Origin of the sequence: Eudoraea sp. (genome assembly GCF_039969275.1) — a bacterium.
Taxonomy (GTDB): Bacteria; Bacteroidota; Bacteroidia; order Flavobacteriales; family Flavobacteriaceae; genus Eudoraea.
The window spans coordinates 413,842-434,796 of sequence record NZ_JBDVOC010000003.1; the positions used below are offsets into that span (position 1 = coordinate 413,842).

Consider the following 20,955-nt stretch of genomic DNA (forward strand, 5'->3'; position numbering starts at 1 on the left):
TTGATAAAATAACTTTACATGAACCATTAAGAAGGGCTAAGCGATTCCATTAAAATTTTCGATATTTCACATGTCTCATCTTATTGGCGGCACTGTTACCCTTAAATTTTTCGGAATCAGGATCCCAGTGAAGAGTTTCACCAAGGTCATAGGCAATATTTGCAATATTACAAACACTAGCGGATCGATGGCCCGTTTCTACATTACAGATAGGTTGGGTTCTATTTTTTATAGCATCCATCCAATCCTGATAATGATCCTTTTTTACTTTGTACAAACGCGTATCTGAATCTTTTAACTCCACGTCCAGAATGCTTGGAGGATCGGTTTCAAGAAAACTACGACTCACATCCATCTTACCTTCAGTACCAAAAAAGCGAACACCCCAGCCACGTTCAAAATCTTCATGAACGACTTCTATCCCGTTTGCATAGTACATTTTTAATCCACGAACCGCATTTTTATCAGTTGGAGGTACAAATTTCACGGGTCCGGTCTTGTCCATTCCAAGAGCCCATTGAACTATATCAAACATATGTGCCCCCCAGTCGCATAAACCACCCCCTCCGACTTCCTGATATAACCGCCAATCTGGCCAGAAATCAACATCATTGCTTGAAGGTGCAAGCCTGTGATTATAGCCTAAAAGAGGTGCGGGACCACACCAATCATTCCAATTGACTTCCTGAGGCATAGCCTCAGCCTGTAAATCATAAGGCTTCGCGGGATTACCAACATTTACCAAAATTTTCTGAATATCTCCTAAATAACCGTTCCTAACAAGTTCACAAGCTTTTCTAAAATTGTCCCATGAGCGTTGCATACTGCCGGTCTGAACAATTTTATCGGTCTTTTTAGCCCACTTAACCATCTTCGAGCCTTCCTTTAGGGTATGAGTCAGAGGTTTTTCGCAAAAAACATCTTTTCCGGCTTTCATGGCATCAATAGACTGTAATGCATGCCAATGGTCCGGTGTCGCTATAACAACGGCATCTATTTCCGTTTGATCCAGAAGTTCTTTGTATTCCAGATATGTATTTACACTGTTATAACTTGCTTGGTTACGGTGTTCTGCATAGACCTTTTCAACATGATCCTTAAACCATGCATTTTTTGTGGTCCAGACATCACAGCTGGCTATAATTTGAGCATTTGTATTCTGAACAAATTGAGCAGCAAGTCCCCTGCTCTGCTTTCCAAGACCAATAAACCCCAGATTAACTTTATCACTGGGAGCCACAAAACCTTTGCCCAAAACATGGCGCGGTATTATAGAAATCGCCCCTAAAGTGAAGGCGGAATTTCTAATAAATTTTCTCCGTGTGAGATTTGATTTTTTGTTTTCCTGTTTGGCATTGGAACTAAGTTTTTTTCTTGTCATACCGGGTATTTTTACTGTTAATTATTTAGATGAATTTCACTATTAAATTACAAGAAAAATTTAACTATACTATCATAAAACAGGCATAATTGATGCTTGGTGAAGTATAAATTGAATTTTATATTACCCTTCAACTTATTTATTAAACCAGTAAGTTAATTTTAGAGTAATTGACCAAATCCTGCCATCAAATGGCGCCAATAATTCATTGTTGGTGTAAACCAGGAACAAATCCGAAGCCGGTTTATAACGCCATTGTAACCTAGAGTTTAGATTAAAGTTTTTGGATTGTTCATTATATTGAAATAAAGTGGCAAAAAATAGTTTATTGGTAAAAGTAACATCTACTTCAGATCCTATTAGCCAAAATTCCGTTGTATTCCAGGGTTCAGGTAGTTTAATGTTATTATAACTAATACTAGAACTGAGGCTTACAAATGGTTGAAAGCGATAGCCCAGTTCACTTGTTAATGTTAATAGCTTGCCATCTTCATAGTAACCACCAACTCTTCCGCCTGCAGAATATGTAAACATGCTTTGTGGTCTGGAATTATATTCAAATCTAAAGGCATTCCATCTATGTTTGGTTCCTATGGCAAGAGAATCTTTTCCAGTGCCCGTGGGATCAAATGGGGCAAGTAATTCAACATATTCATTGACCCCTTCCATGCTTAAACTACTACGATTACGAAAGTTAAAGAGGTATTCAAGTGTATTTTGATGATCCGTTTCTTTGATCTCTTGGTCAAAATAAAAATTCAATTTACCAATGGGACCATGACTCAATACCGGCCCTGCTTTAGGAAAAAATAAATATCCTAAGAAGCCTCTGATATTAAAATACCCCTTTCTGGGTACAAAACCAACTTCAGCAGTATATGTACTATCCACATATTCTTCTTGAATGCCCCAATTCCATTTTCTACTCTTGTATTCTATATTGGCAGCTTGAGTAATGCCGTTTCCCTGTTTATCTGGTGTAAAGGATTTGAGTAAAAAGGCCTTTCCGTTCCACAAGTTATCCGGCGAGGCCAAATTATATTCCAATCCTAAATTCCGATTGAATTTTGGATAGATTGTGCGCAGAGAGTCATTATCCTGTGGATAATTAGTTGACTGCTTATTTACAAAAAGTAGTCCGATGGTAGATCTGCTAAACACCTGTCTTTGCAGGCTAATGACTCCAAAATTTTGACTTGGAAGTCCTGTTTCTTCGTCTTTTGCGGTTTGAATATCCATGACTCCCAAACGCCATTTTTCACTAAGGTTACCGCTAAGTCTTAATCCTGCATTAATTGGAATACCAAGTCCAATTCGTCTGGAAAAGAAAGGTCTGATAGTCTCATATCCGAAGTTGGCAAACAAATCGGCGTTTTCAAGGAAGAATTGCCTTCTTTCCGGAAAAAAGAGTTCAAATCTATCAAGATTTGTAACCTGCCGGTCTACTTCCACTTGAGAAAAATCCGGATTTATTGTCAGGTCCAGGTTTAGTGAGGAGGACAGACTTATTTTAACATCGCCACCAACTTTAGTCTCATAGTCTGTATTTCCATCTAAATCATAAGTTGTTTGGCCCAATACATAAGGGATTAGCGAAAAGTTGAAACGTGGTGTTGGAGGAGCCTCATCCCAAACTAATACTCCGGTATATGCTAGTGAAGCTGTAGGAAATTGCCTTGGTATAGGTGTCCAACTAGATTTTTCGCTAGTTGCCAAATGAAGTCTGCTAAAATTAATACCCCATTCTTTAACCCCATCCTCATACCTTATAGATTTAAATGGAAGGGCCATTTCAAAAACCCATTTTTCCTCGTCCCTTGTTACTTCAGATATCCATTTGCTATCCCAATTGAGATCTACCTTACCACCGGCAAACATGGTCCCATCCCATTGTGCACCAGCAGCATTGGAACCAAAAGTGAAACCTGTAGTTTGGTTGTTAAAGGGATCTAGGAATAATAAGAAATTGTCATTTTTATTGAAAGAAAAATCACGCCTTAGAGACTCCACGAAATAACGTCCGGGAACACTGTTATAAAAAGTAGCTATTAAGTAAATGTTGGTGTCATCATAGGTCATCCGTATTTCGGACTTATCTGTTGCCTTATCAATATCCATGGGTATTACCATAAAAAAATCTTTGGCAACATCAGTTCCCTCCCAGGCTTCATCATCGGCAAGGCCGTCAATTTTTATAGGTAAATTTGTTTTTCGAATATTTAAGCGAAAATCTTCGTTCTTTTTTTGGGCATTAAGCTGTAGTAGTAACATTAAGAGAATTAAAGTAAAAGGAACTTTTTTCATAATACTTTTCTAATGAACCCAGCTGAATTCTTAAACACCGAATACGACCGTTAATTGGAGTATCAGTTAGATGAAACTTAGAATCCTGGATTAGGCATTCTAAAACTATGATAAAGTACATCAAAAATTGCAAAAGAACCAGAAATTTAACCATCATTAAGACAGTAAAAAAGCCCCGCGAAGCGAGGCCTGATTAAAAACGTGGAATATTAATATTTTAAGCTTCCAATTCCTTAAGAATATTTTCCGCAGAATTAGTTATGTTCTTGTAGCATTTATAACCCCACCTTGCAAAGAAGAACAAAAAAATTGCCATTAGTGGCAAGTAAATCAGCCAGATCCTACCTTGCAGAAAAAGATCCTTATTATTCATGATTTTACTAAATACGGGCAAGCATGTAAACATTAAGACAAAACTCAAATATATTCCTACCCTTTGCATAAGCAATAATTGATTCTTTGCCTTTGTATAACCTACAATAGTTTCTTTAAAACTATTTTTTACAATATTCATACGCTTAATTTTTCCCAATAATCCCAAAGTAATAATGGGTAAAATAATTAAGAAAGCAACGGTAAATATGCCGCAGGCAAGAAGATACCAGGTGTCTAACTTATCCATATTAACCAAAAAATAAATAGCCATAATAAAACATATCACTGCTCCTATGGATTCATAAAATGTGATCTTATCAAACTTTGTCCTATATCTTTCCTGTGTCATTTTCATAATTAGCTCATTGGTTAGTTTTTTTTGATGTTCTAATTGATCACTCATTTCTGACCAAATTGTTTGGATTTCTTCTAAGTCCATAACTTATTTTTTCAATATTCTTAATTTTAATTTTTGTTTTATTCTGGAAATCCGGGTTCCAACATTAGTTTCGCTTAATCCGGTGATCTCCGCAATCTCTTCGTACTTTTTACCTTCCAATAGAAGAAGTATTAAACCTTTTTCAAGTATGTTCAACTGATGTATGTGTTCATATACCATTTTCAACCGGTTTTCAATTGCTGTATCGTAATTTTCCGTTTGTTTCAGAACAACCTGATCTATGCCAGTTGTATTGGAGTGTTTCTTGCTTTTCTTTAATTGGCTAATTGCCGTATTTAAAGCGATACGATACATCCAGGTACTAATTTTGGATTCATTTCGAAATGAATCAAAGGACTTCCACAATTGATATACAATTTCCTGATACAAATCTTTTTGGTCCTGCCCGTTTTGCGTATAGATCGTGGTGATTTTAAAAATCACACCTTCATTTTCCCTGATTATCCTGGTAAATGATTCTTCTTTACCCATATTTTAACAACTTCTGCTTAATTAGTAGATCAACATCAAAAAAAATCACACTTTCCTTAAAATACTTTTGGAGGCTACGAAAATGGATAATTTATGGACAAGTTAAAAATTGAATTTCCAATAAAAGGGTAGTAAAGATTTAATTGTAGTACTAATTAGACCCAAATGAATTAACATCTCCAGAAAATCTTATAGTTTATTAATCGAACAAACTTTGATCAAGTCCTGGCAGTAATTTTAAGGCATTTTTATAGTAGACTTTTCTCAATACTTCGTCCGGGAGATCCAAACCGTACATAGCCCAGAAAGCGTGATACTTTTTGTAATAAGGAAAATATTCATCAGCGGTTTCCAAAACCCTGAAATAGGTTGGGAATTCATCAGGCTGATAACTGTCTTTACCAAATAAGATTCTATCCTGATGCACGATAAAGAACTTTTGGGCAGCACGAGGCTGTCTTCCAAGCTCTGCTATAACTGCACCAATACCCACATACATATTTGGCATTTGTTCTAAAAGTTCGTCCAGCTTTTGTAAATTATTGCCATACCATCCCATATGCGCATTAATGAATTTCGTTTCCGGATGCTTCTTAATCATTCTATGTTGCTCTGCTATTATTTGTTCCCATGGAGCGGGATTATCTGCAGATCGCTTCCTTCGCGGTCTGGTTTTTAATTCTAACCAGCGTTCGTTATTACTATCATATGGATCCCAGAACGACTTTGGATCTGCTGCATGTATAAGAACCGGAATACCCAATTCCCCGCATTTGGACCAAATAGGATCTAAACGGCTGTCATCAATTGCTATTCGTTTCCCGTTGATATCCTTATTTCTAAGCCCCAGGCTTTTATATATTTTGAGTCCTTTAGCACCGTTTTTCACATCTTGTTCTAAATTCTTCACTGCATTTTCTGCCCAATCTGCATTTCCTACGCCTTGGAAATTTACGTTGGCAAAGACTACAAACCTATTTGGGTAATTTTGATTTATATTATTCAGCATATTGCTGAGACCTTCACCAGACCCTCCACTTAAGTTAACCATAACGGCCATATTAAGATCATCCATAGAGGCAATTAACTGGGATAAGTCCTGTGTGGCCATCTTAAACTGATGACTATGAATATCAATAAAAGGATACTTTGCTTTCTCTACTATATTTTCGGTAACCACGAGTGTAGATTTCGGATTGTACTCTTCAAAACTCATCTCCTGGGCGACGGAAGGGATCGAGATTAGTACAATTAAAATATAATGAATCTTTAACTTATTGATTATCATCTTTTTTACACTTAATATATTACTAATTACTTTAATTTTTTTACTGCTTTATAATAATCATCCAATGTGTCCATATCCTCGGCTTTTCCTTGAGGATCAAGCAGGCTTACCTCTTTTTCATACTTTTTAAGTAAATCCCGGGCTCCCTGGTCTGTATTTAATTTTTTCAATTCTGGAAAATAAGTCTTATCAAAAATAGCGGGTACCCCTGCCTTATCAAAATAGTTTGTGGCAATTATCCCATTACCGCTGTTAAGGTAGTTAGTTATAAGCAAATTTAAATAGGCAGTGTCTATGAAAGGTTGATCAACCAGTAATATAAGTACAGCTTCATACTTCATTTCGTTTTTTTCTAAAGCTTTAATCCCACAGGATATAGAAGACCCCAAACCAGATTTCCAGTTTTTATTAAACACTATTTGAACTTTTTCGTCCTCGACTTGTTTTTGAATTGTATTGGCATGAGAACCCAACACGATGGCAACAGTACTACAAGATGCCTGCTTTGCAGACCTTATAGCGTTGCCCAGCAATGTGGTATCCCGCCAGGGTAATAATTGTTTGGTAGTGGATCCCATGCGGTTCGATGCCCCTGCACTCAATATCAGTATAGCTATTTTTGTTTCTGAATGGGTCATCAATAAAGGAAACCTTAAAGAAATTAAGAGTAAAAGGTTTTACACTGTCTTTCCTATGTATAGTGACGGGTTTTTGTCAAAACTTACCTTGCATCCATCACAACAGAAATATACCTTTTCTCCCTGATATTCTACAACGTGTTTAGGATTTTTTTTTGAAACAGGAACTTGACAAACAGGATTAATATAATATTCTTCTGAAAACTTATCTTGTTCTTCTACAGCCGATGTTTGTTCCGATGTTTTGGAACCGCAGCACGAAGCCTCAGATTTATTTTCATTCCTAAAATGATCAATAACTTCTGCTAAGATACTTATAGCCACTTCACTTGCCAGTTTTGCATTGATATCCAACCCAACAGGACTTTTTAATTGTGCTATGCGCTCCTCGGAAATACCCTCTTTGGCGAGATAGATTCTGATGTCTTCGGCTTTTTTGGCACTGGCTACAAATCCTACATACTGTACCTCGGTTTGCAGGGCTTTTTTAACTGACAAATCATCATCATCCCCTTGTGTGGTAACAATAATATAGGCATTCGCGAGACTTTTAAAAGCCCTGAAATCTACTTCTTCCAATACCTGATGTGCCGTTGGAAACATATGGGGGTCCACATCATTTGCCAGCACAGTAACCCTAAAATCGGCCGCAATGGAAAGTTGGGCTAGTTTTCTAGCAATATTCGATTTACCTACAATTAGCAATTCTGGTTGAGGAATAATGGGTTCTATAAGTACTTCCAAAGTACCTTTACTTTGACATGACATAACGTATTCTTTATAATTTGTAGTTTCCCGTGTTCCGCCTTCCGGGGAAATACGAACTCTTCTATAGCGTTTTGATTTTATAACATCGATTGCTTCTTTGATGACTATACCTCGCACGCAACCACCACCGACCCAGCCAATGAGTTCACCTGTTTCAAGGATAATGGCCTTGTCCCCAACTTTTCCAGAGCTAGGGGCTATTCGATCTACGACCTGCGCTATGGCAAAGTTAGATCCCTTGGCCAAATGCTCTCCTATTTTAATTGCTAGTTCGTTAAACATCCATCAATAATTTTTCCAATTTTAATAAACTATCCAGGTTATGGGCAGATTCAAAGGCATCTAAATGGGGCATTACATTGACCATTCCCTTTTGAATAGGTTGATAATTCTTCATTCCCTTAAGTGGGTTAAGCCACACCAGAGTTTTACACTTTCTGTGTATGGTCTGTACTGCTTCTTTTAGCTGGGTTACGTTTCCTGTTTCCAAACCATCACTCAAGATGACCACAATATGCTTTTGGCTTAAAAATTTACTTCCATAGACCGAAAGAAACTCAGTTAAGGATTCCCCGATCTTTGTTCCACTAGACCATGAATTGACATCTTTTCCAATTTTTTTTACTATTTCCTTCTCATTGTTTTCGCGCAACATAGGTGTTATATAAGTAAGCTCGGTACTAAAGGTAAAGAACTCCAATTCTTTAAAGTATTTTTTTAACACAAGAATATACTTCAAAAGGTAAAAACTGTAGGTATCCATTGAACCACTTACATCTAAAAGGAAGACAACTTTTCGCTTTTCCTTACGCTTTTTTTTATATGATAGATCCAGCATCCATCCTCCTTTAGGTACATTTTTCCTAATTGTTCTTCTAATATCTATGATGCCTTTGTTCGAGTTTTCCTGACGACGTTTAAAACGCATGCTCATTTGATGAAATAACTCTTCGGCCAATTCTTCCAAACGTTCTTTGTCCGTTACATCTACTTTGGTAAAATCGGTCTGCCGTAAACGGGTATTATCATTGGCGCCTTTAGTCTGTTTGGCTTCTTCTTTCTTCTCTTGATGTGGTTTATTGAATTTTGCTCCTAAAAAGATTATTGTCTCAGAATCCGGTTCTTTCATTTTCTGTTTTATCACCGACTTTCTTTGCTCCAGCTTCTCCTCATAATAGCGGCTCCAAAAACGATTGAACATTTCATCAAAACGGTCAAAATGCTCTTTACGCTTACAATAAATGGATTTGAGGCTGTATTGAAAAAGTTTGCGATCCAAGAAATACCCCTTCTCTGAAATCTCGAAAGCATCCCTAGTTTCCTGAGGGCCCAACACAAACTGGCGTTCACGACAATACATTGTAAAATCTATCAATCGCTCTTTAAATGTTTTATCTACCTCCACCATAATGAAGCCCTGAAATGGGATTATTAATCAATAGGATATAAAAAATCTTGCACCGTTTTGTTTCTTACGAACTCGATATCATCTTTGTGTTTTAACACACTACCTATGGTGTTTTTTACAATCTCATCGGTAATATTCGCTTCGTTCAAGAGCAATAAGGTTTTTGCCCAATCCAAGGATTCAGCAATACCCGGCGGTTTGTTGAGGCCTGATTTTCGCAAGTGGTGAATAAAAGTAACCACTTGGTTCGCCAAATCCTCATCGATATTTGGTAATTTCTTGTGAATGATATCGATTTCTTTTGATTTGGATGGAAAATCTACCCAATGATACAAACAGCGACGTCGTAGCGCATCACTAAGTTCGCGGGTTCGATTGGAAGTAAGGATAACCAAAGGCTTTGAGACTGCTTTTATGGTACCCAATTCCGGGATACTTATTTGAAAATCAGACAGCAACTCCAATAGATAAGCTTCAAACTCCTCATCTGCACGATCAATTTCATCTATTAAAAGCACCACAGGTTTCTTAGCGCTTATAGATTGCAATAAAGGTCGCTTCAAAACATAATCCATCCCAAAGATTTTACTTTCTATGGACTCCCTATTATTTTCTTGCTCAAAAAGTTTGATATGTAACAACTGCTTTTGGTAATTCCATTCATAAATAGTTGTATTTACATCCAAACCTTCATAGCATTGTAAGCGTATAAGGTCCGTTTTAAGATGAGCTGCCAAGGTTTTTGCAAGCATTGTTTTTCCCACTCCGGGATTTCCTTCCAAAAGAAGTGGTTTTTCCAAGTTTTTCAAAAGAAAAATCGAGGTGGCCAGTTCTTCATTCAGAATATAATCATGCTCATAAAAGTCCTTAATAAGTGACTCTATTTCTTTGTTCAATAATGTAATTTTAAAAAAGCTATGCTTTGAAAGCATAGCTTTTGTTTAAAAATTAAGATACTATTTAAACTGCAGCTTCTGCCGCTTTAAGTTTCTTTGAAAAGTTCGTAACAAATTGATTGAACAGCTGATTGGAGACCGTGGTTATCAATCGGGAACCGAATTGGGCAATTTTACCATTGATCGTTACATCCATGATGGCATCCAATTTTACCCCGCCATCCTTACCATCACTAAGGTCTATGGTCATTTTCATTTCCGCATTTCCATGTCCTTTTACATCAACACCATTTCCTGTCAATTCAATTTTTCTGTTTTCAAGGTCGATTTTATCATAATAGATATCAGCGTCATATTTAGCCCCAATTGGGCCAAATTTCATACCTACCTTTCCTTTATAATGATTATCACCCACCTTCTCGTCAATAGATACCCCTGGAACGCAATCCATTATTTCTTCAGGATCAATTAGATGTTTCCAAACCAATTCGGTTCCTTGTGGCACCTCAAAAGACTTTTCTAAATTTGCTCTCATTTTTCTTTTCTATATTATTTTGAATGCGCTTGAATAGCCTCCCAAACCTTTGCAGGTGTAATAGGGATGTCCAAGTGCTTAATTCCCAACGGTGTTAGAGCATCTATAATTGCATTTGCAATCGCCGGTGGAGCTCCGACAGTTGGAGATTCCGCAACACCTTTCGCACCCAATGGGTGATGAGGTGATGGTGTTATGGTATGACCCGTTTCCCAATGTGGGGATTCCACAGCCGTTGGCACAAGGTAGTCCATTAAGGTACCGTTTAAAACATTACCCTCATCATCATATTCGATACCCTCATACATGGCAGGGGCGATACCTTGGGTGAGACCGCCATGAATTTGCCCTTCAACAATCATCGGATTAATAATATTACCGCAGTCATCTATGGCCACAAAGCGTTTTACATCAATATGTCCAGTTTCCTTTTCAATTTCCACAACACAGATATAAGCTCCGTTAGGGAAGGTCAAATTAGGTGGATCGTAATAATGCGTTTCTTCGAAACCTGGTTCCATACCTTGTGGAAAGTTCGTATAGGCGGCAAAAGCAACATCCTGAATGGTCTTGGACTTTTCCGGGGCTCCTTTTACGAAATATTTACCAACTTCCCATTCGATATCCTCTTCACTCACTTCTAGAAGGTGGGCTGCGATTTTCTTTCCTTTGTCCCTGAGTTTACGCGCAGCAATAGCCGCAGCGGCACCGGCCGTAGGCGTGCTTCTACTTGCATAGGTACCCAACCCATAAGGAGCTGTATCTGTATCGCCCTCATCTATTTCTATATCGGTATATGGAATTCCGAGTTCTTCTGCCAGAATCTGGGCGTAAGTTGTTTCATGGCCCTGTCCTTGCGATTTGGTTCCAAAACGTGCCAATACTTTTCCTGTAGGATGCACTCGTATTTCGGCACTATCGAACATGGCAATACCAAGAATATCAAAATCTTTTGATGGTCCTGCACCTACTACTTCTGTAAAGGTGCAAATTCCTATACCCATCAATTTTCCCTCTTTGCGTTTTTTAGCCTGCTCTTTTTTGTAATCGTCATAGCCAATCATCTCCATGGCCTTTTCCAGAGTGGCTTTGTAATCTCCACTGTCATAACTCCATCCCAAAGGAGATGCATAGGGAAATTGCTCTTTCTTGATAAAGTTTTCAAAACGCAACAAAGCCGGATCTTTTCCAATTTTGTCAGCAAGTTTATCAACCATTCGCTCGATGGCATGCACAGCTTCCGTAACACGGAAGGAGCATCTGTAGGCAACTCCTCCGGGAGCCTTGTTGGTATAGACCGCATCCAATTCAGCGAACGCATCTGCATAATCATATGAGCCCGTACAGATCGAGAACATTCCCGTAGGATATTTAGATGGGTTGGCCGAAGAATCGGTATATCCATGATCCGCTAAAGTCGATACTTTAAACGCTTGTATTTTTCCTTCCTTAGTCGCTGCCAATTCGCAATCCATATGATAATCGCGTGCAAAACCATTCACTAGGTTTTCAGAACGGTCTTCGATCCATTTAACCGGTTTACCGATTAGGAAAGAAGCCGCAATGGCAACAACATAGCCAGGATATACGGGTACTTTACCTCCAAAACCACCTCCAATATCCGGTGAGATTATTCGTATTTTTTCTTCAGATAATCCCACATGCCCAGCCACCAGGGCCAATATTGTTCGGATTGCATGGGGAGCTTGTGTAGTCATATAGACTAACATTTTCTGGGTATCCTTATCATAGGAAGCTACACAGCCACAGGTTTCAATGGAGGCCACATGTATTCTTGGAAGATAGATGCGTTCCTTCACTACGACATCGGCTTTTGCGATCACCTCGTCTGTTTTTGCCCGATCCCCTCGTTCCCAATGGTATATGTGGTTATCTTTTTGACCTTCCTTATCCGGTCTTAAGAGGGGAGCATCTTTATCTAAAGCTTTCCAAGGATCAACAATAGCCTGCATTGGTTCGTAGTCAACTTCTACAGCTTCTGCTCCGTCTACCGCAATATACCTGTCTGTAGCAATAACTGCACAAACTTCCTGTGATTGGTGCATTACCGTATCAGTTGGCAATACCATTTGTGTATCGGATAATAAAGTGGGCATCCAATGTAAATTGTATTCTGCCAAATCATAACCTGTAATCACAGCGAGTACCCCTGGAATTGCCAATGCCTTCTCTTTGTTTATGCTCTTGATTTTGGCATATGCATACGGACTTCTCACCATTACCATGGTAAGCATTCCCGGTAGCTTAACGTCATCGACATAATTTCCTTTGCCATGTAAAAATCTGGCATCTTCTTTTCTTTTAACAGAGTGACCCATTCCGCCTACCTCTGCTGATGTTTTACATTTAAACATAATTGTTTCTTTTTTTATGAGGTTAGACTGGTTCTTTTTTAAGTTCTTCTGCCGCTTGTTTTACCGACTTTACAATATTGTTATACCCTGTACATCGGCACAGATTGCCAGAGATGCCCCAACGAATTTCCTCTTCTGTTGGGTTGGGATTACTCTTTAATAAATCAATGGATCGCATGATCATACCAGGGGTGCAAAATCCGCAATGCAGACCGTGTTGATCGTGAAAGGCTTGTTGCAAGGGGTGATTTGTACCTTCTGCGGTTATCCCTTCAATAGTGGTAATTTCAGAACCATCTGCCCGAACGGCGAGATAGGTGCATGATTTTACAGACTTACCGTCCAATAGAATAGTACACGCTCCACAATTAGATGTATCACAACCTATATGGGTGCCTGTAAGATCTAGATTTTCTCGAATAAAATGTACTAAAAGCAACCTTGAATCTACTTCTGCAGTTACACTTTCGCCATTAATTTTTAATGTTATTTTGTGTTTCATAGTACTATTTTTATTTTTTTGCCCTTTCCAATGCCGCATGAAGCATACGCTTGGTTATGGTATTTACAATAGATCTTTTATACGCCTCGGACCCTCTTAAATCTGATGTGGGTTCACAGTCTTCACTTGCTATTACCCCAACTTGTTTTATTAGGTCTTCCGTTATTTTTTTGCCCTTAAGCAATTCTTCCCCTCTTTCCAAACGCATAGGTACAGCACTTACGTTAGTAAGCCCAATTCCTATTTCTTGGCAAACACCATTATTATCCAACTCCACATGCACCGCAATACCCGCCGTTGCATAATCCCCCACTTTTCGTTCTACTTTATGATAGGCACCTCCGCTTCCTTTTTTTCTTTTTGGTACCTGTATTTCGACCAACACATCTGTAGGTTCCAAAGCGGTCATATAAAAACCATGGAAAAATTCATCAATAGGAATTGACTTTCTTCCATCTACTCCCTCTGCAATAATTGTAGCCCTCATCGCAAGCATTAAAGCAGGTTGATCATTAGCTGCATCGCCATGGGCAATATTACCCCCAATGGTACCTACGTTTCGTACAGAGGGATCAGCAGTTAATTTAATGGCATCCGTAAATATAGGATAGTTTTCTTTTAGCAGGGAAGAATGTTCCATCTCCGTTTGAGTGGTCAAAGCACCTATTTTTAGAAGATCTTTATCTTCCTTAATATAGGATAACCCCTCAATTTTACTGATATCTATAATATGTTCTGGGGTGGCAAATCGAAGTTTCATCATTGGGAGCAAGCTGTGCCCGCCCGACATGAATTTGGCTTCTTCACCATGTGTTTGAGATAAAGCAATCGCATCTTTTACAGATGTTGCTTTGTGATAGATGAATTTGGAAGGAATCATAATTTTTTAAATGTTTATTTATGAAGTGCCTATTAAAAGTATCATTTTTATTTCAATTTACAAACCAAAATAGGTGTTGATTAACATTTTAATAAACCTTTACAATTGAAAACATTTTCCTAATACGACCAGAGGTCTTTATAATTCTTATTTTGATATAATCCGTACCTTTAACTGCACACAAAATGGTATATAAAAATGTATTCTCCACTCTATTTTGATTACAATGCAACCACACCTTGCGCCATAGAGGTGGTCGAAGCAATGCTACCCCATTTTCATCATGATTTTGGGAATGCATCCAGTAATCATCCGTATGGTTGGTTGGCCAAAAGTGCTGTTGAAGAGGCCACATTGCAAATTGCAAAGACCTTGGGGGTGCCGGCCAATAGTCTGATTTATACATCTGGTTCAACAGAAAGTATTAATATGGTTCTTAAAGGTGTTTCCATAAAAATGCGAGCTAAAGGGAACCATATCATAACTTCAAAAGTAGAGCATAAAGCAGTATTGGACAGCTGTGCATTCTTGGAGGATGAAGGATTTGAGGTTACCTATTTGGATGTAGATTCGAAGGGGTTGATACATCTTGGGCAATTTAAAAATGCACTACGGCCAGATACTATTTTGATTTCAATACTCTATGCCAACAACGAAACCGGAGTAATTCAGCCCCTGGGTGAAATAGCTAAATTGGCACAGGCTAACGGTACCCTTCTTTTTTCCGATACTACACAAGCTTTGGGAAAGATCAGGTTGGACAAAGTTTTGGGATTGGTAGATTTTGCCTGCTTTTCAGGACATAAGGTATATGGGCCAAAAGGGATTGGACTTGTATACATAAAGAACAATGATGACTACGATGTACTACCAAGTTTTATTCAAGGCGGCGGTCAGCAAAAAGGACAACGAGGTGGTACTATAAATACCCCAGGTATCGTAGGAATTGCAAAAGCAATACAGCTTGTCTATGTTAAATTGGAGGAAGAAAGACTAAGGATCCAAGCTTTACGTGATCAATTGGAAGAAGGCCTCTTGGTCATTGAAATGTCCGTATCCAATAACAATAATACACCGTTACGTTTACCTAATACGGTCAATGTTTCATTTGAGTATGTTGACGGTGCCAACCTGTTATCCGGGCTTAGTAAATATATTGCTGTTTCTAACGGTTCTGCGTGCAATTCGGCTTTAGAAGAACCATCCCATGTGTTAATGGCCATGGGTGTTGAACGCAGCTTAGCGTATGCCTCCTTACGACTCAGCATAGGCCGTTATACAACCCAAGATGATATTGAAAAAGCTATTAAGATCGTGACCCTTGAAGTATCAAAACAAAGGGAAAATAATATTCTTTGGGAACGTAGATAAAAGCAAAACCGTTATGCGCTAATCCCTTTCGTGAATCGGACCTTTTTTATCCCGTAACATTCCACCGGAATTTCCAGAAAAAACACCTAGAATTTCCGCAAAAATACTGGTCGCTATCTCTTCGGGCGTATTGCCTCCAATTTCAAGACCGCAAGGTGCGAAAATGCGTTGTTGTTCTTTGGCTGTGAATACTATTCCTTTTCCTTTAAATTCATCCATCATTTTTTCATATCGTTTTCTAGGCCCTAAGGAAGCTATATAATGAGCCGGACTTTTTATAAGATTCTTTAAATTTGAAGAATCGGTCTTATAATCATGGGCCATCAAGATAATTGCGGTTCTGTTGTCTATTTCAGGTCGTTCTTCCAAATTCTTTGGATATAAGTTGGCGACAGATTGTAGTTTTTCTTTCTTGAGCTTTTGAATATTGCCCACCAAACTAACTTCCCAGTCCAATACTTTTGCCATTTCCAACATAGGATAAACATCATAATTATCACCGTAAATGGCCAAATGGAATTGAGGCGGAATCAGTTCAATAAAAACACTGACTTTTACATCTTCCGATATAAAATGATAGGTCCTGGATTTTTTACCTTCCAACACGTCGGTAATACGATCCAACATAAACTCCCTTAAACCGCTGTGAGCGCAATCCTTTAGTGTAGACGCATGGGCGTCATAATAAAAACTCCTTCCTAAGTAAATAGATTCAAAAACACCATTTAAAGCTGTTACCGTAGCAATAACATGTTCCCCCCTGTGCGAAACACAATGTTGCAACATGGTCATAATATCGGATTCTTCTGATATTGGAGAAATCAATACATCAATAATGCCATTACATCCCAACCCAACCCCTATTTCCTTTTCTTTTGAGGTATCATAAGTAACTATTGAGGGCTGTTGTTTTAATATAGCAACCTGTGATCTTTTCAGGGCATCTCCTTCGAGGCAACCACCGCTTATACCCCCCTCAAAAACTCCTGATTCAAAGACAAGCATTCTTGCTCCTTCCCTTCGATAAGATGATTCTTCTACCCTGACTACTTGGGCAATAGCCGCTTTTTCGTTGGTAGACCTTAATTTATTATATAGAGATAAAATGGATTTAATTTCCTTCATCCTTTAATATTTTATTAAATTCATTCTAAAGGTGTCATTTCTATTAACAAATAATTTGCATACTTTGGATTATTTTTTGTTGTATTTTTAGCAATTAACCCTGAACAATATTAATTTTTTTTTTGATTTTTAGTTCTAAAATTTAGGTTAAATATTTGAGTCCGTTCAAATATCTATTAAATCATTTATAAACATGCAGCTTAAAGACAGTCATGACAGAATTATAGATTATGTAAGAATTGCTGTTACTGACCGCTGCAACTTGCGATGCTTTTATTGCATGCCTATGGAAGGTATACAATATGAACCCAAAGCGCATCTGCTTACTTATGAAGAAATAACACGAGTCCTGTCTGTCTTGGGTGATATTGGGTTTAGAAAAGTGCGATTTACGGGTGGAGAACCTTTTTTGCGAAAAGACTTTATAAAGCTTTTGGAAAGCTCCCATAACCTAAACAAGTATGACTCGATTCACATAACTTCCAATGGCACATTATTAGAAAAGCATATTCCAAAACTGAAGGAACTCGGTATAAATAAAATAAATTTAAGTCTGGACTCCTTAGATGAAGAGCGTTTTAAAAAAATAACTCGAAGAGATGATTTTGCCAAAGTAATTCATGTCTTGCATAGGTTAATTGATGAGGGTTTCGAACTTAAAGTAAATGCCGTGGTAATGTTTGGGATAAATACCCAGGATATTATTCCCTTGGTGGAATTTTCTCAATCCCATCCCGTAAATATTCGCTTTATAGAAGAGATGCCCTTTAATGGAGGTTACAAAAAAAACAAGCAAGTTTTTAAAGCAACCGATATCTACCGAATTATTAAAAACGAATATCCTAGCCTGTCTGCACAAATAAGCAAGCATGGTGAAACCGCAACTAATTACATTATAAATGGCTTTAAGGGAAACATTGGAATCATCCCTGCATTCTCACGCACTTTTTGCAATACTTGTAACAGGCTGCGTATTACTTCGAAAGGTGAAATCAAAACTTGTCTCTATGATAGTGGGGTTTTCAGTATAAGGGACTTTATGCGCAGCGGCGTTTCTGATGAGCAATTGACAGCCAAGTTTATAGAACTTGTTAAACTGAAACCTAAGAACGGCTTTGAGGCCGAAAAACACAAGAAAAATTTATTGGGTAGAGAAGAAAGTATGAGTTCAATAGGAGGATAAGCGGCATGGAGAAGACATTTATTACATATGGGGAAGCATTACATATTTTAGAAGAAAATAAAACTGCTTTTCCGACGATTAAAGTTCCGATCAAGGATTGTGGAGACTATGTTCTTGCAGAGGATTTGACTGCGGACCGTGATTTGCCTCCATATGATCGTGTGACTATGGATGGGATTGCTATTGACTATGCCTCATTTAGAAATGGGCAACGTGAGTTTCCTATTATGGGTATTGCTCCAGCAGGATCACCACAGCAAACACTTTCGGATGAACACGCTTGCATAGAGGTAATGACCGGTGCTATTTTACCCAATAAATCAGATACCGTAATTAGATATGAAGACATTGCCATAGCCGATGGAAAAGCCTTTATTGACATAACGGAAATTAAACACCGCCAGAATATCCATTTTAAGGGAAGTGATGTTGTAAAAGACTCTGTAATTAGTAAAGCAGGTAATCTTATTTCAAGCGCAGAAATTAATGTAGCCGCTGCTACAGGAAAATTCACTGTGGCTATAAAACAAATGCCAAAAGCGGTTATAATTTCTAGTGGAGATGAGCTGGTAGACGTACACGAAACACCGCTTACCCATCAGATCCGGAGGTCTAATGTTTATGGTATTCAGAATACATTAAAAGAGTGGGGAATTCCTGTAGAACTCAAGCATTTACCGGACAACAAGGAAGAAATGAAAGCTATATTAGCCACTTTGCTGCAGGACTACGATTTACTTGTAATTACCGGAGGTGTCTCTAAAGGAAAGTTCGATTATTTACCTGAAGTATTGGCTTCGCTGGACGTAGTAAAACATTTTCATAAAATACAGCAGCGCCCTGGAAAACCATTTTGGTTCGGAACTAGTAAAAATAATAAACGGGTTTTTGCCCTTCCGGGTAACCCGGTATCCTCCTTTGTTTGCGTTTATATCTATTTAAAATTTTGGTTGATTAAATCACTTGGAATGGAAGAATCAATGCTTTATGTTATTTTAAACCAAGACGTGCAGTTTGAACCAAACTTGATTTATTTTTTAGAAGCGACATTAGAAAGTAATGCCAGTGGTTCCTTAATTGCATCTCCCGTAAAGGGCAATGGTTCAGGAGATTTTGCTAATTTAGTTAACGCAGATGGTTTTTTGATTTTGCCTCAAAATAAAACAATTTTCACGAAGGGGGAAGTATATCCTTTCGTACCTTATAGAAATAATCTTTAAAGAAAGATGGGAAACATAAAATCTACCTGTTGTAAAAAAGTCCACAGTCCAAGTAAAATTGCTGGTGGATCAAAAGGTTTTATTTCTTTTATCTCTACATTACTGTTAATTCTGCTACCCAAATGCCCTTTTTGTGTAATTGCATATACCGGGGCAATTCTTATGTTCTTTGACATAGATAATTCCCAATTAGCACCTTTTCTGTTGCATGCAAAACCAATTTTGGGAACTATTATTGTTTTAATGATTCTTCTTAACAATAGAGGTCGGAAAACATTTATTGCCACAGTTATTTCCGGAACTGCTTTGGTCCTATTGATTTTGAGTGCATACTTTTATATTCAAATTATTCCTGAGTGGGTCTTGTATACAAGTTTTGTTTTTGCAATCTGGTATAATGGTAACTTTGAATATTTCTTTCGTTATCTAGGTTTTAGAAAATAATAATCAAGATTTTTAGTTTTAAAGAACTATTTGCATCTGGAAAGGGTTCTCCAATTTATTTTATTTAATATATATTTTTTGTTGGGATAAAAGGTACAGGCTCTCCTTTCTGAAATAATTTTTTGTTAGAAGAGAGGCGAATAAATCCGTGTATTTTGGACAAACTGACCAGATCACCAAGGCCATTAGTAGCAACGGTTTTGGCCAAAACACATCCATTTTCCAATATAATTTCAACCCCTACAAATTGAGTTAATTCCTCTGCAACGACTATTGCATCTTCTAATAGAACATTTATTTCATTTAAAGGCAGCTCAATAGATTTATACAGCCAATCCCTGAAGTAAATATGAAAATTTAAAAAAATGGAAACTGGATTTCCAGGAAAAGAAAAAACAACTGTATCCGCATTATTATGGGTTCCAAACCAAAATGGTTTGGCCGGATATTGATTAACCCAATCGAACAGTTTCTCTACACCTAATTCCTCTAATACCTTGGGAATAAAATCAAATTTTCCTATTGAGATTCCACCACTTATTAACAGGACGTCCATAGCTTCTATGGCATAAGCCAACTTTTGCCGTATCAAATCCTTATCATCCTCTAAATACAATAACATCGGCTTAATACCTAATAGCTCCAGGGCGCCAAATAGCGAATAATTATTGGACCTCCTTATCTGATGTTGTAGCGGTTGTTCATCTATTTTTACTAATTCGTTTCCCGTTGCAATTACGGCAACCCGAGGTGTCTTTTTTAACCAAACATTTTTCTTACCAACACTAGCCAGTATTCCCATTTCAGAGGCCGTAAGTTTGGTGTTTTTTTTTAATAACCTTGCCCCTTTTAGTTGATTACTTCCACGCAGACATATATTTTGACCCCTTACAGGTATACTATTGACTGTTACAATATCTTTTACAATACTAAGGTCTTCATACATAACAACTGTATCCGCTTCGAATGGAACCACAGCACCAGACATAATTTCAATACATTCTTCAGTTTCAAGGAAAGGAACAGTAGGTTTTCCGGCTGCTAGGATGTCTTTGATCTCAAATGATCTTCGGCCATGCTCAATAGCATCAAAATTTATAGCAATACCATTTTTTGTGGCCCTATTAAAAGGAGGAAAATCCCTATCAGCATAAATATCTTCTGCTAAAACCCTTCCCATGGCATTTATCATAGGAACAGACTCTGATCCATAATCCCGAGATTGATTAAGAACAATTTTATGGGCTTCCTCAAATGAAATCATAAACTGTTGATTAGCTTTAAATTATGGGTGAATTAAACTGTCTAATTACGCGTCTGTGCTTTTTGTC

At 37.8% G+C, this 20,955-nt stretch carries 19 protein-coding genes; 3 read left to right on the forward strand and 16 right to left on the reverse strand.

Annotated elements, in window-relative coordinates:
- Positions 1–49: 49 nt before the first annotated feature.
- The 13 genes from ABJH90_RS02800 to ABJH90_RS02860 all read right to left on the reverse strand — a co-directional run bounded on the left by ABJH90_RS02800 (position 50) and on the right by ABJH90_RS02860 (position 14,281).
- Positions 50–1,381 carry a Gfo/Idh/MocA family oxidoreductase gene (locus ABJH90_RS02800; RefSeq protein WP_348142136.1) on the reverse strand — a complete coding sequence of 444 codons (1,332 nt, stop codon included), beginning with the start codon at positions 1,379–1,381 and terminating at the stop codon, positions 50–52.
- Between the two features lie 135 nt (positions 1,382–1,516).
- Positions 1,517–3,685, reverse strand: coding sequence for a DUF5916 domain-containing protein (locus tag ABJH90_RS02805; protein ID WP_348142139.1), 2,169 nt, complete (start codon positions 3,683–3,685; stop codon positions 1,517–1,519).
- Between the two features lie 217 nt (positions 3,686–3,902).
- Complete coding sequence (locus ABJH90_RS02810) at positions 3,903–4,499, reverse strand: hypothetical protein (protein WP_348142142.1); 597 nt, start codon at positions 4,497–4,499, stop codon at positions 3,903–3,905.
- A gap of 3 nt (positions 4,500–4,502) precedes the next feature.
- On the reverse strand, positions 4,503–4,991 hold the full coding sequence (locus ABJH90_RS02815; RefSeq protein ID WP_348142145.1) for a sigma-70 family RNA polymerase sigma factor: 489 nt from the start codon (positions 4,989–4,991) through the stop codon (positions 4,503–4,505).
- A 199-nt stretch (positions 4,992–5,190) separates the two neighbouring features.
- Positions 5,191–6,279 (reverse strand): amidohydrolase family protein, encoded by a 1,089-nt coding sequence (locus tag ABJH90_RS02820; protein ID WP_348142148.1) that lies wholly within the window; start codon positions 6,277–6,279, stop codon positions 5,191–5,193.
- Positions 6,280–6,305: 26 nt separating this feature from the next.
- Positions 6,306–6,917 (reverse strand): nucleotidyltransferase family protein, encoded by a 612-nt coding sequence (locus tag ABJH90_RS02825; protein WP_348142151.1) that lies wholly within the window; start codon positions 6,915–6,917, stop codon positions 6,306–6,308.
- A 39-nt stretch (positions 6,918–6,956) separates the two neighbouring features.
- Complete coding sequence (locus ABJH90_RS02830) at positions 6,957–7,967, reverse strand: XdhC family protein (protein ID WP_348142154.1); 1,011 nt, start codon at positions 7,965–7,967, stop codon at positions 6,957–6,959.
- Positions 7,960–9,093 carry a VWA domain-containing protein gene (locus tag ABJH90_RS02835; protein WP_348319680.1) on the reverse strand — a complete coding sequence of 378 codons (1,134 nt, stop codon included), beginning with the start codon at positions 9,091–9,093 and terminating at the stop codon, positions 7,960–7,962. Before ABJH90_RS02835 ends, ABJH90_RS02830 begins: the two co-directional genes overlap by 8 nt.
- A 23-nt stretch (positions 9,094–9,116) precedes the next feature.
- The gene (locus tag ABJH90_RS02840) at positions 9,117–10,025 is read right to left on the reverse strand and encodes a MoxR family ATPase (protein WP_348338032.1); all 909 of its coding nucleotides are present in this window, start codon (positions 10,023–10,025) and stop codon (positions 9,117–9,119) included.
- Between the two features lie 28 nt (positions 10,026–10,053).
- Entirely contained in the window at positions 10,054–10,524 is a 471-nt protein-coding gene (locus ABJH90_RS02845; protein WP_348142163.1) for an SRPBCC family protein, read from the reverse strand.
- Positions 10,525–10,538: 14 nt separating this feature from the next.
- On the reverse strand, positions 10,539–12,899 hold the full coding sequence (locus tag ABJH90_RS02850; protein WP_348142166.1) for an aerobic carbon-monoxide dehydrogenase large subunit: 2,361 nt from the start codon (positions 12,897–12,899) through the stop codon (positions 10,539–10,541).
- 22 nt (positions 12,900–12,921) lie between these two features.
- The gene (locus ABJH90_RS02855; RefSeq protein WP_348142169.1) at positions 12,922–13,401 is read right to left on the reverse strand and encodes a (2Fe-2S)-binding protein; all 480 of its coding nucleotides are present in this window, start codon (positions 13,399–13,401) and stop codon (positions 12,922–12,924) included.
- A gap of 10 nt (positions 13,402–13,411) precedes the next feature.
- On the reverse strand, positions 13,412–14,281 hold the full coding sequence (locus ABJH90_RS02860) for a xanthine dehydrogenase family protein subunit M (protein ID WP_348142172.1): 870 nt from the start codon (positions 14,279–14,281) through the stop codon (positions 13,412–13,414).
- Between the two features lie 198 nt (positions 14,282–14,479).
- Here ABJH90_RS02860 and ABJH90_RS02865 point away from each other — a divergent pair, with 198 nt between their 5' ends.
- Positions 14,480–15,652, forward strand: a complete 1,173-nt coding sequence (locus tag ABJH90_RS02865; RefSeq protein ID WP_348142175.1) for a cysteine desulfurase family protein — start codon at positions 14,480–14,482, stop codon at positions 15,650–15,652.
- Positions 15,653–15,670: 18 nt separating this feature from the next.
- Here the strand turns inward: ABJH90_RS02865 and ABJH90_RS02870 are convergent, their stop codons facing one another.
- The gene (locus ABJH90_RS02870; RefSeq protein WP_348142178.1) at positions 15,671–16,777 is read right to left on the reverse strand and encodes an XdhC family protein; all 1,107 of its coding nucleotides are present in this window, start codon (positions 16,775–16,777) and stop codon (positions 15,671–15,673) included.
- A 193-nt stretch (positions 16,778–16,970) separates the two neighbouring features.
- Here ABJH90_RS02870 and moaA point away from each other — a divergent pair, with 193 nt between their 5' ends.
- Together moaA and ABJH90_RS02880 are read left to right on the forward strand one after the other, a co-directional pair.
- Positions 16,971–17,960: a GTP 3',8-cyclase MoaA gene (gene moaA / locus ABJH90_RS02875; protein ID WP_348142181.1), complete on the forward strand. Its 990-nt coding sequence runs from the start codon at positions 16,971–16,973 to the stop codon at positions 17,958–17,960.
- A 5-nt stretch (positions 17,961–17,965) separates the two neighbouring features.
- Complete coding sequence (locus ABJH90_RS02880; protein WP_348142184.1) at positions 17,966–19,180, forward strand: molybdopterin molybdotransferase MoeA; 1,215 nt, start codon at positions 17,966–17,968, stop codon at positions 19,178–19,180.
- On the opposite strand, the gene ABJH90_RS02885 is transcribed toward ABJH90_RS02880, so the two are convergent.
- Positions 19,177–19,356 (reverse strand): hypothetical protein, encoded by a 180-nt coding sequence (locus ABJH90_RS02885; RefSeq protein WP_348142187.1) that lies wholly within the window; start codon positions 19,354–19,356, stop codon positions 19,177–19,179. The genes ABJH90_RS02880 and ABJH90_RS02885 overlap by 4 nt on opposite strands.
- A 332-nt stretch (positions 19,357–19,688) precedes the next feature.
- Entirely contained in the window at positions 19,689–20,888 is a 1,200-nt protein-coding gene (locus ABJH90_RS02890; RefSeq protein WP_348142188.1) for a molybdopterin molybdotransferase MoeA, read from the reverse strand.
- Between the last annotated feature and the right edge of the window lie 67 nt (positions 20,889–20,955).

Coding starts and splice junctions, on each gene's coding strand:
- ABJH90_RS02805 (WP_348142139.1), bottom strand. CDS start 3,685: ATGAAAAAAGTTCCTTTTACTTTAATTCTCTTAATGTTACTACTACAG.
- ABJH90_RS02865 (WP_348142175.1), top strand. CDS start 14,480: ATGTATTCTCCACTCTATTTTGATTACAATGCAACCACACCTTGCGCC.
- moaA (WP_348142181.1), top strand. CDS start 16,971: ATGCAGCTTAAAGACAGTCATGACAGAATTATAGATTATGTAAGAATT.
- ABJH90_RS02880 (WP_348142184.1), top strand. CDS start 17,966: ATGGAGAAGACATTTATTACATATGGGGAAGCATTACATATTTTAGAA.
- ABJH90_RS02860 (WP_348142172.1), bottom strand. CDS start 14,281: ATGATTCCTTCCAAATTCATCTATCACAAAGCAACATCTGTAAAAGAT.
- ABJH90_RS02870 (WP_348142178.1), bottom strand. CDS start 16,777: ATGAAGGAAATTAAATCCATTTTATCTCTATATAATAAATTAAGGTCT.
- ABJH90_RS02845 (WP_348142163.1), bottom strand. CDS start 10,524: ATGAGAGCAAATTTAGAAAAGTCTTTTGAGGTGCCACAAGGAACCGAA.
- ABJH90_RS02820 (WP_348142148.1), bottom strand. CDS start 6,279: ATGATAATCAATAAGTTAAAGATTCATTATATTTTAATTGTACTAATC.
- ABJH90_RS02850 (WP_348142166.1), bottom strand. CDS start 12,899: ATGTTTAAATGTAAAACATCAGCAGAGGTAGGCGGAATGGGTCACTCT.
- ABJH90_RS02840 (WP_348338032.1), bottom strand. CDS start 10,025: ATGCTTTCAAAGCATAGCTTTTTTAAAATTACATTATTGAACAAAGAA.
- ABJH90_RS02800 (WP_348142136.1), bottom strand. CDS start 1,381: ATGACAAGAAAAAAACTTAGTTCCAATGCCAAACAGGAAAACAAAAAA.
- ABJH90_RS02815 (WP_348142145.1), bottom strand. CDS start 4,991: ATGGGTAAAGAAGAATCATTTACCAGGATAATCAGGGAAAATGAAGGT.
- ABJH90_RS02835 (WP_348319680.1), bottom strand. CDS start 9,093: ATGGTGGAGGTAGATAAAACATTTAAAGAGCGATTGATAGATTTTACA.
- ABJH90_RS02825 (WP_348142151.1), bottom strand. CDS start 6,917: ATGACCCATTCAGAAACAAAAATAGCTATACTGATATTGAGTGCAGGG.
- ABJH90_RS02855 (WP_348142169.1), bottom strand. CDS start 13,401: ATGAAACACAAAATAACATTAAAAATTAATGGCGAAAGTGTAACTGCA.
- ABJH90_RS02890 (WP_348142188.1), bottom strand. CDS start 20,888: ATGATTTCATTTGAGGAAGCCCATAAAATTGTTCTTAATCAATCTCGG.
- ABJH90_RS02885 (WP_348142187.1), bottom strand. CDS start 19,356: ATGTCAAAGAACATAAGAATTGCCCCGGTATATGCAATTACACAAAAA.
- ABJH90_RS02810 (WP_348142142.1), bottom strand. CDS start 4,499: ATGGACTTAGAAGAAATCCAAACAATTTGGTCAGAAATGAGTGATCAA.
- ABJH90_RS02830 (WP_348142154.1), bottom strand. CDS start 7,967: ATGTTTAACGAACTAGCAATTAAAATAGGAGAGCATTTGGCCAAGGGA.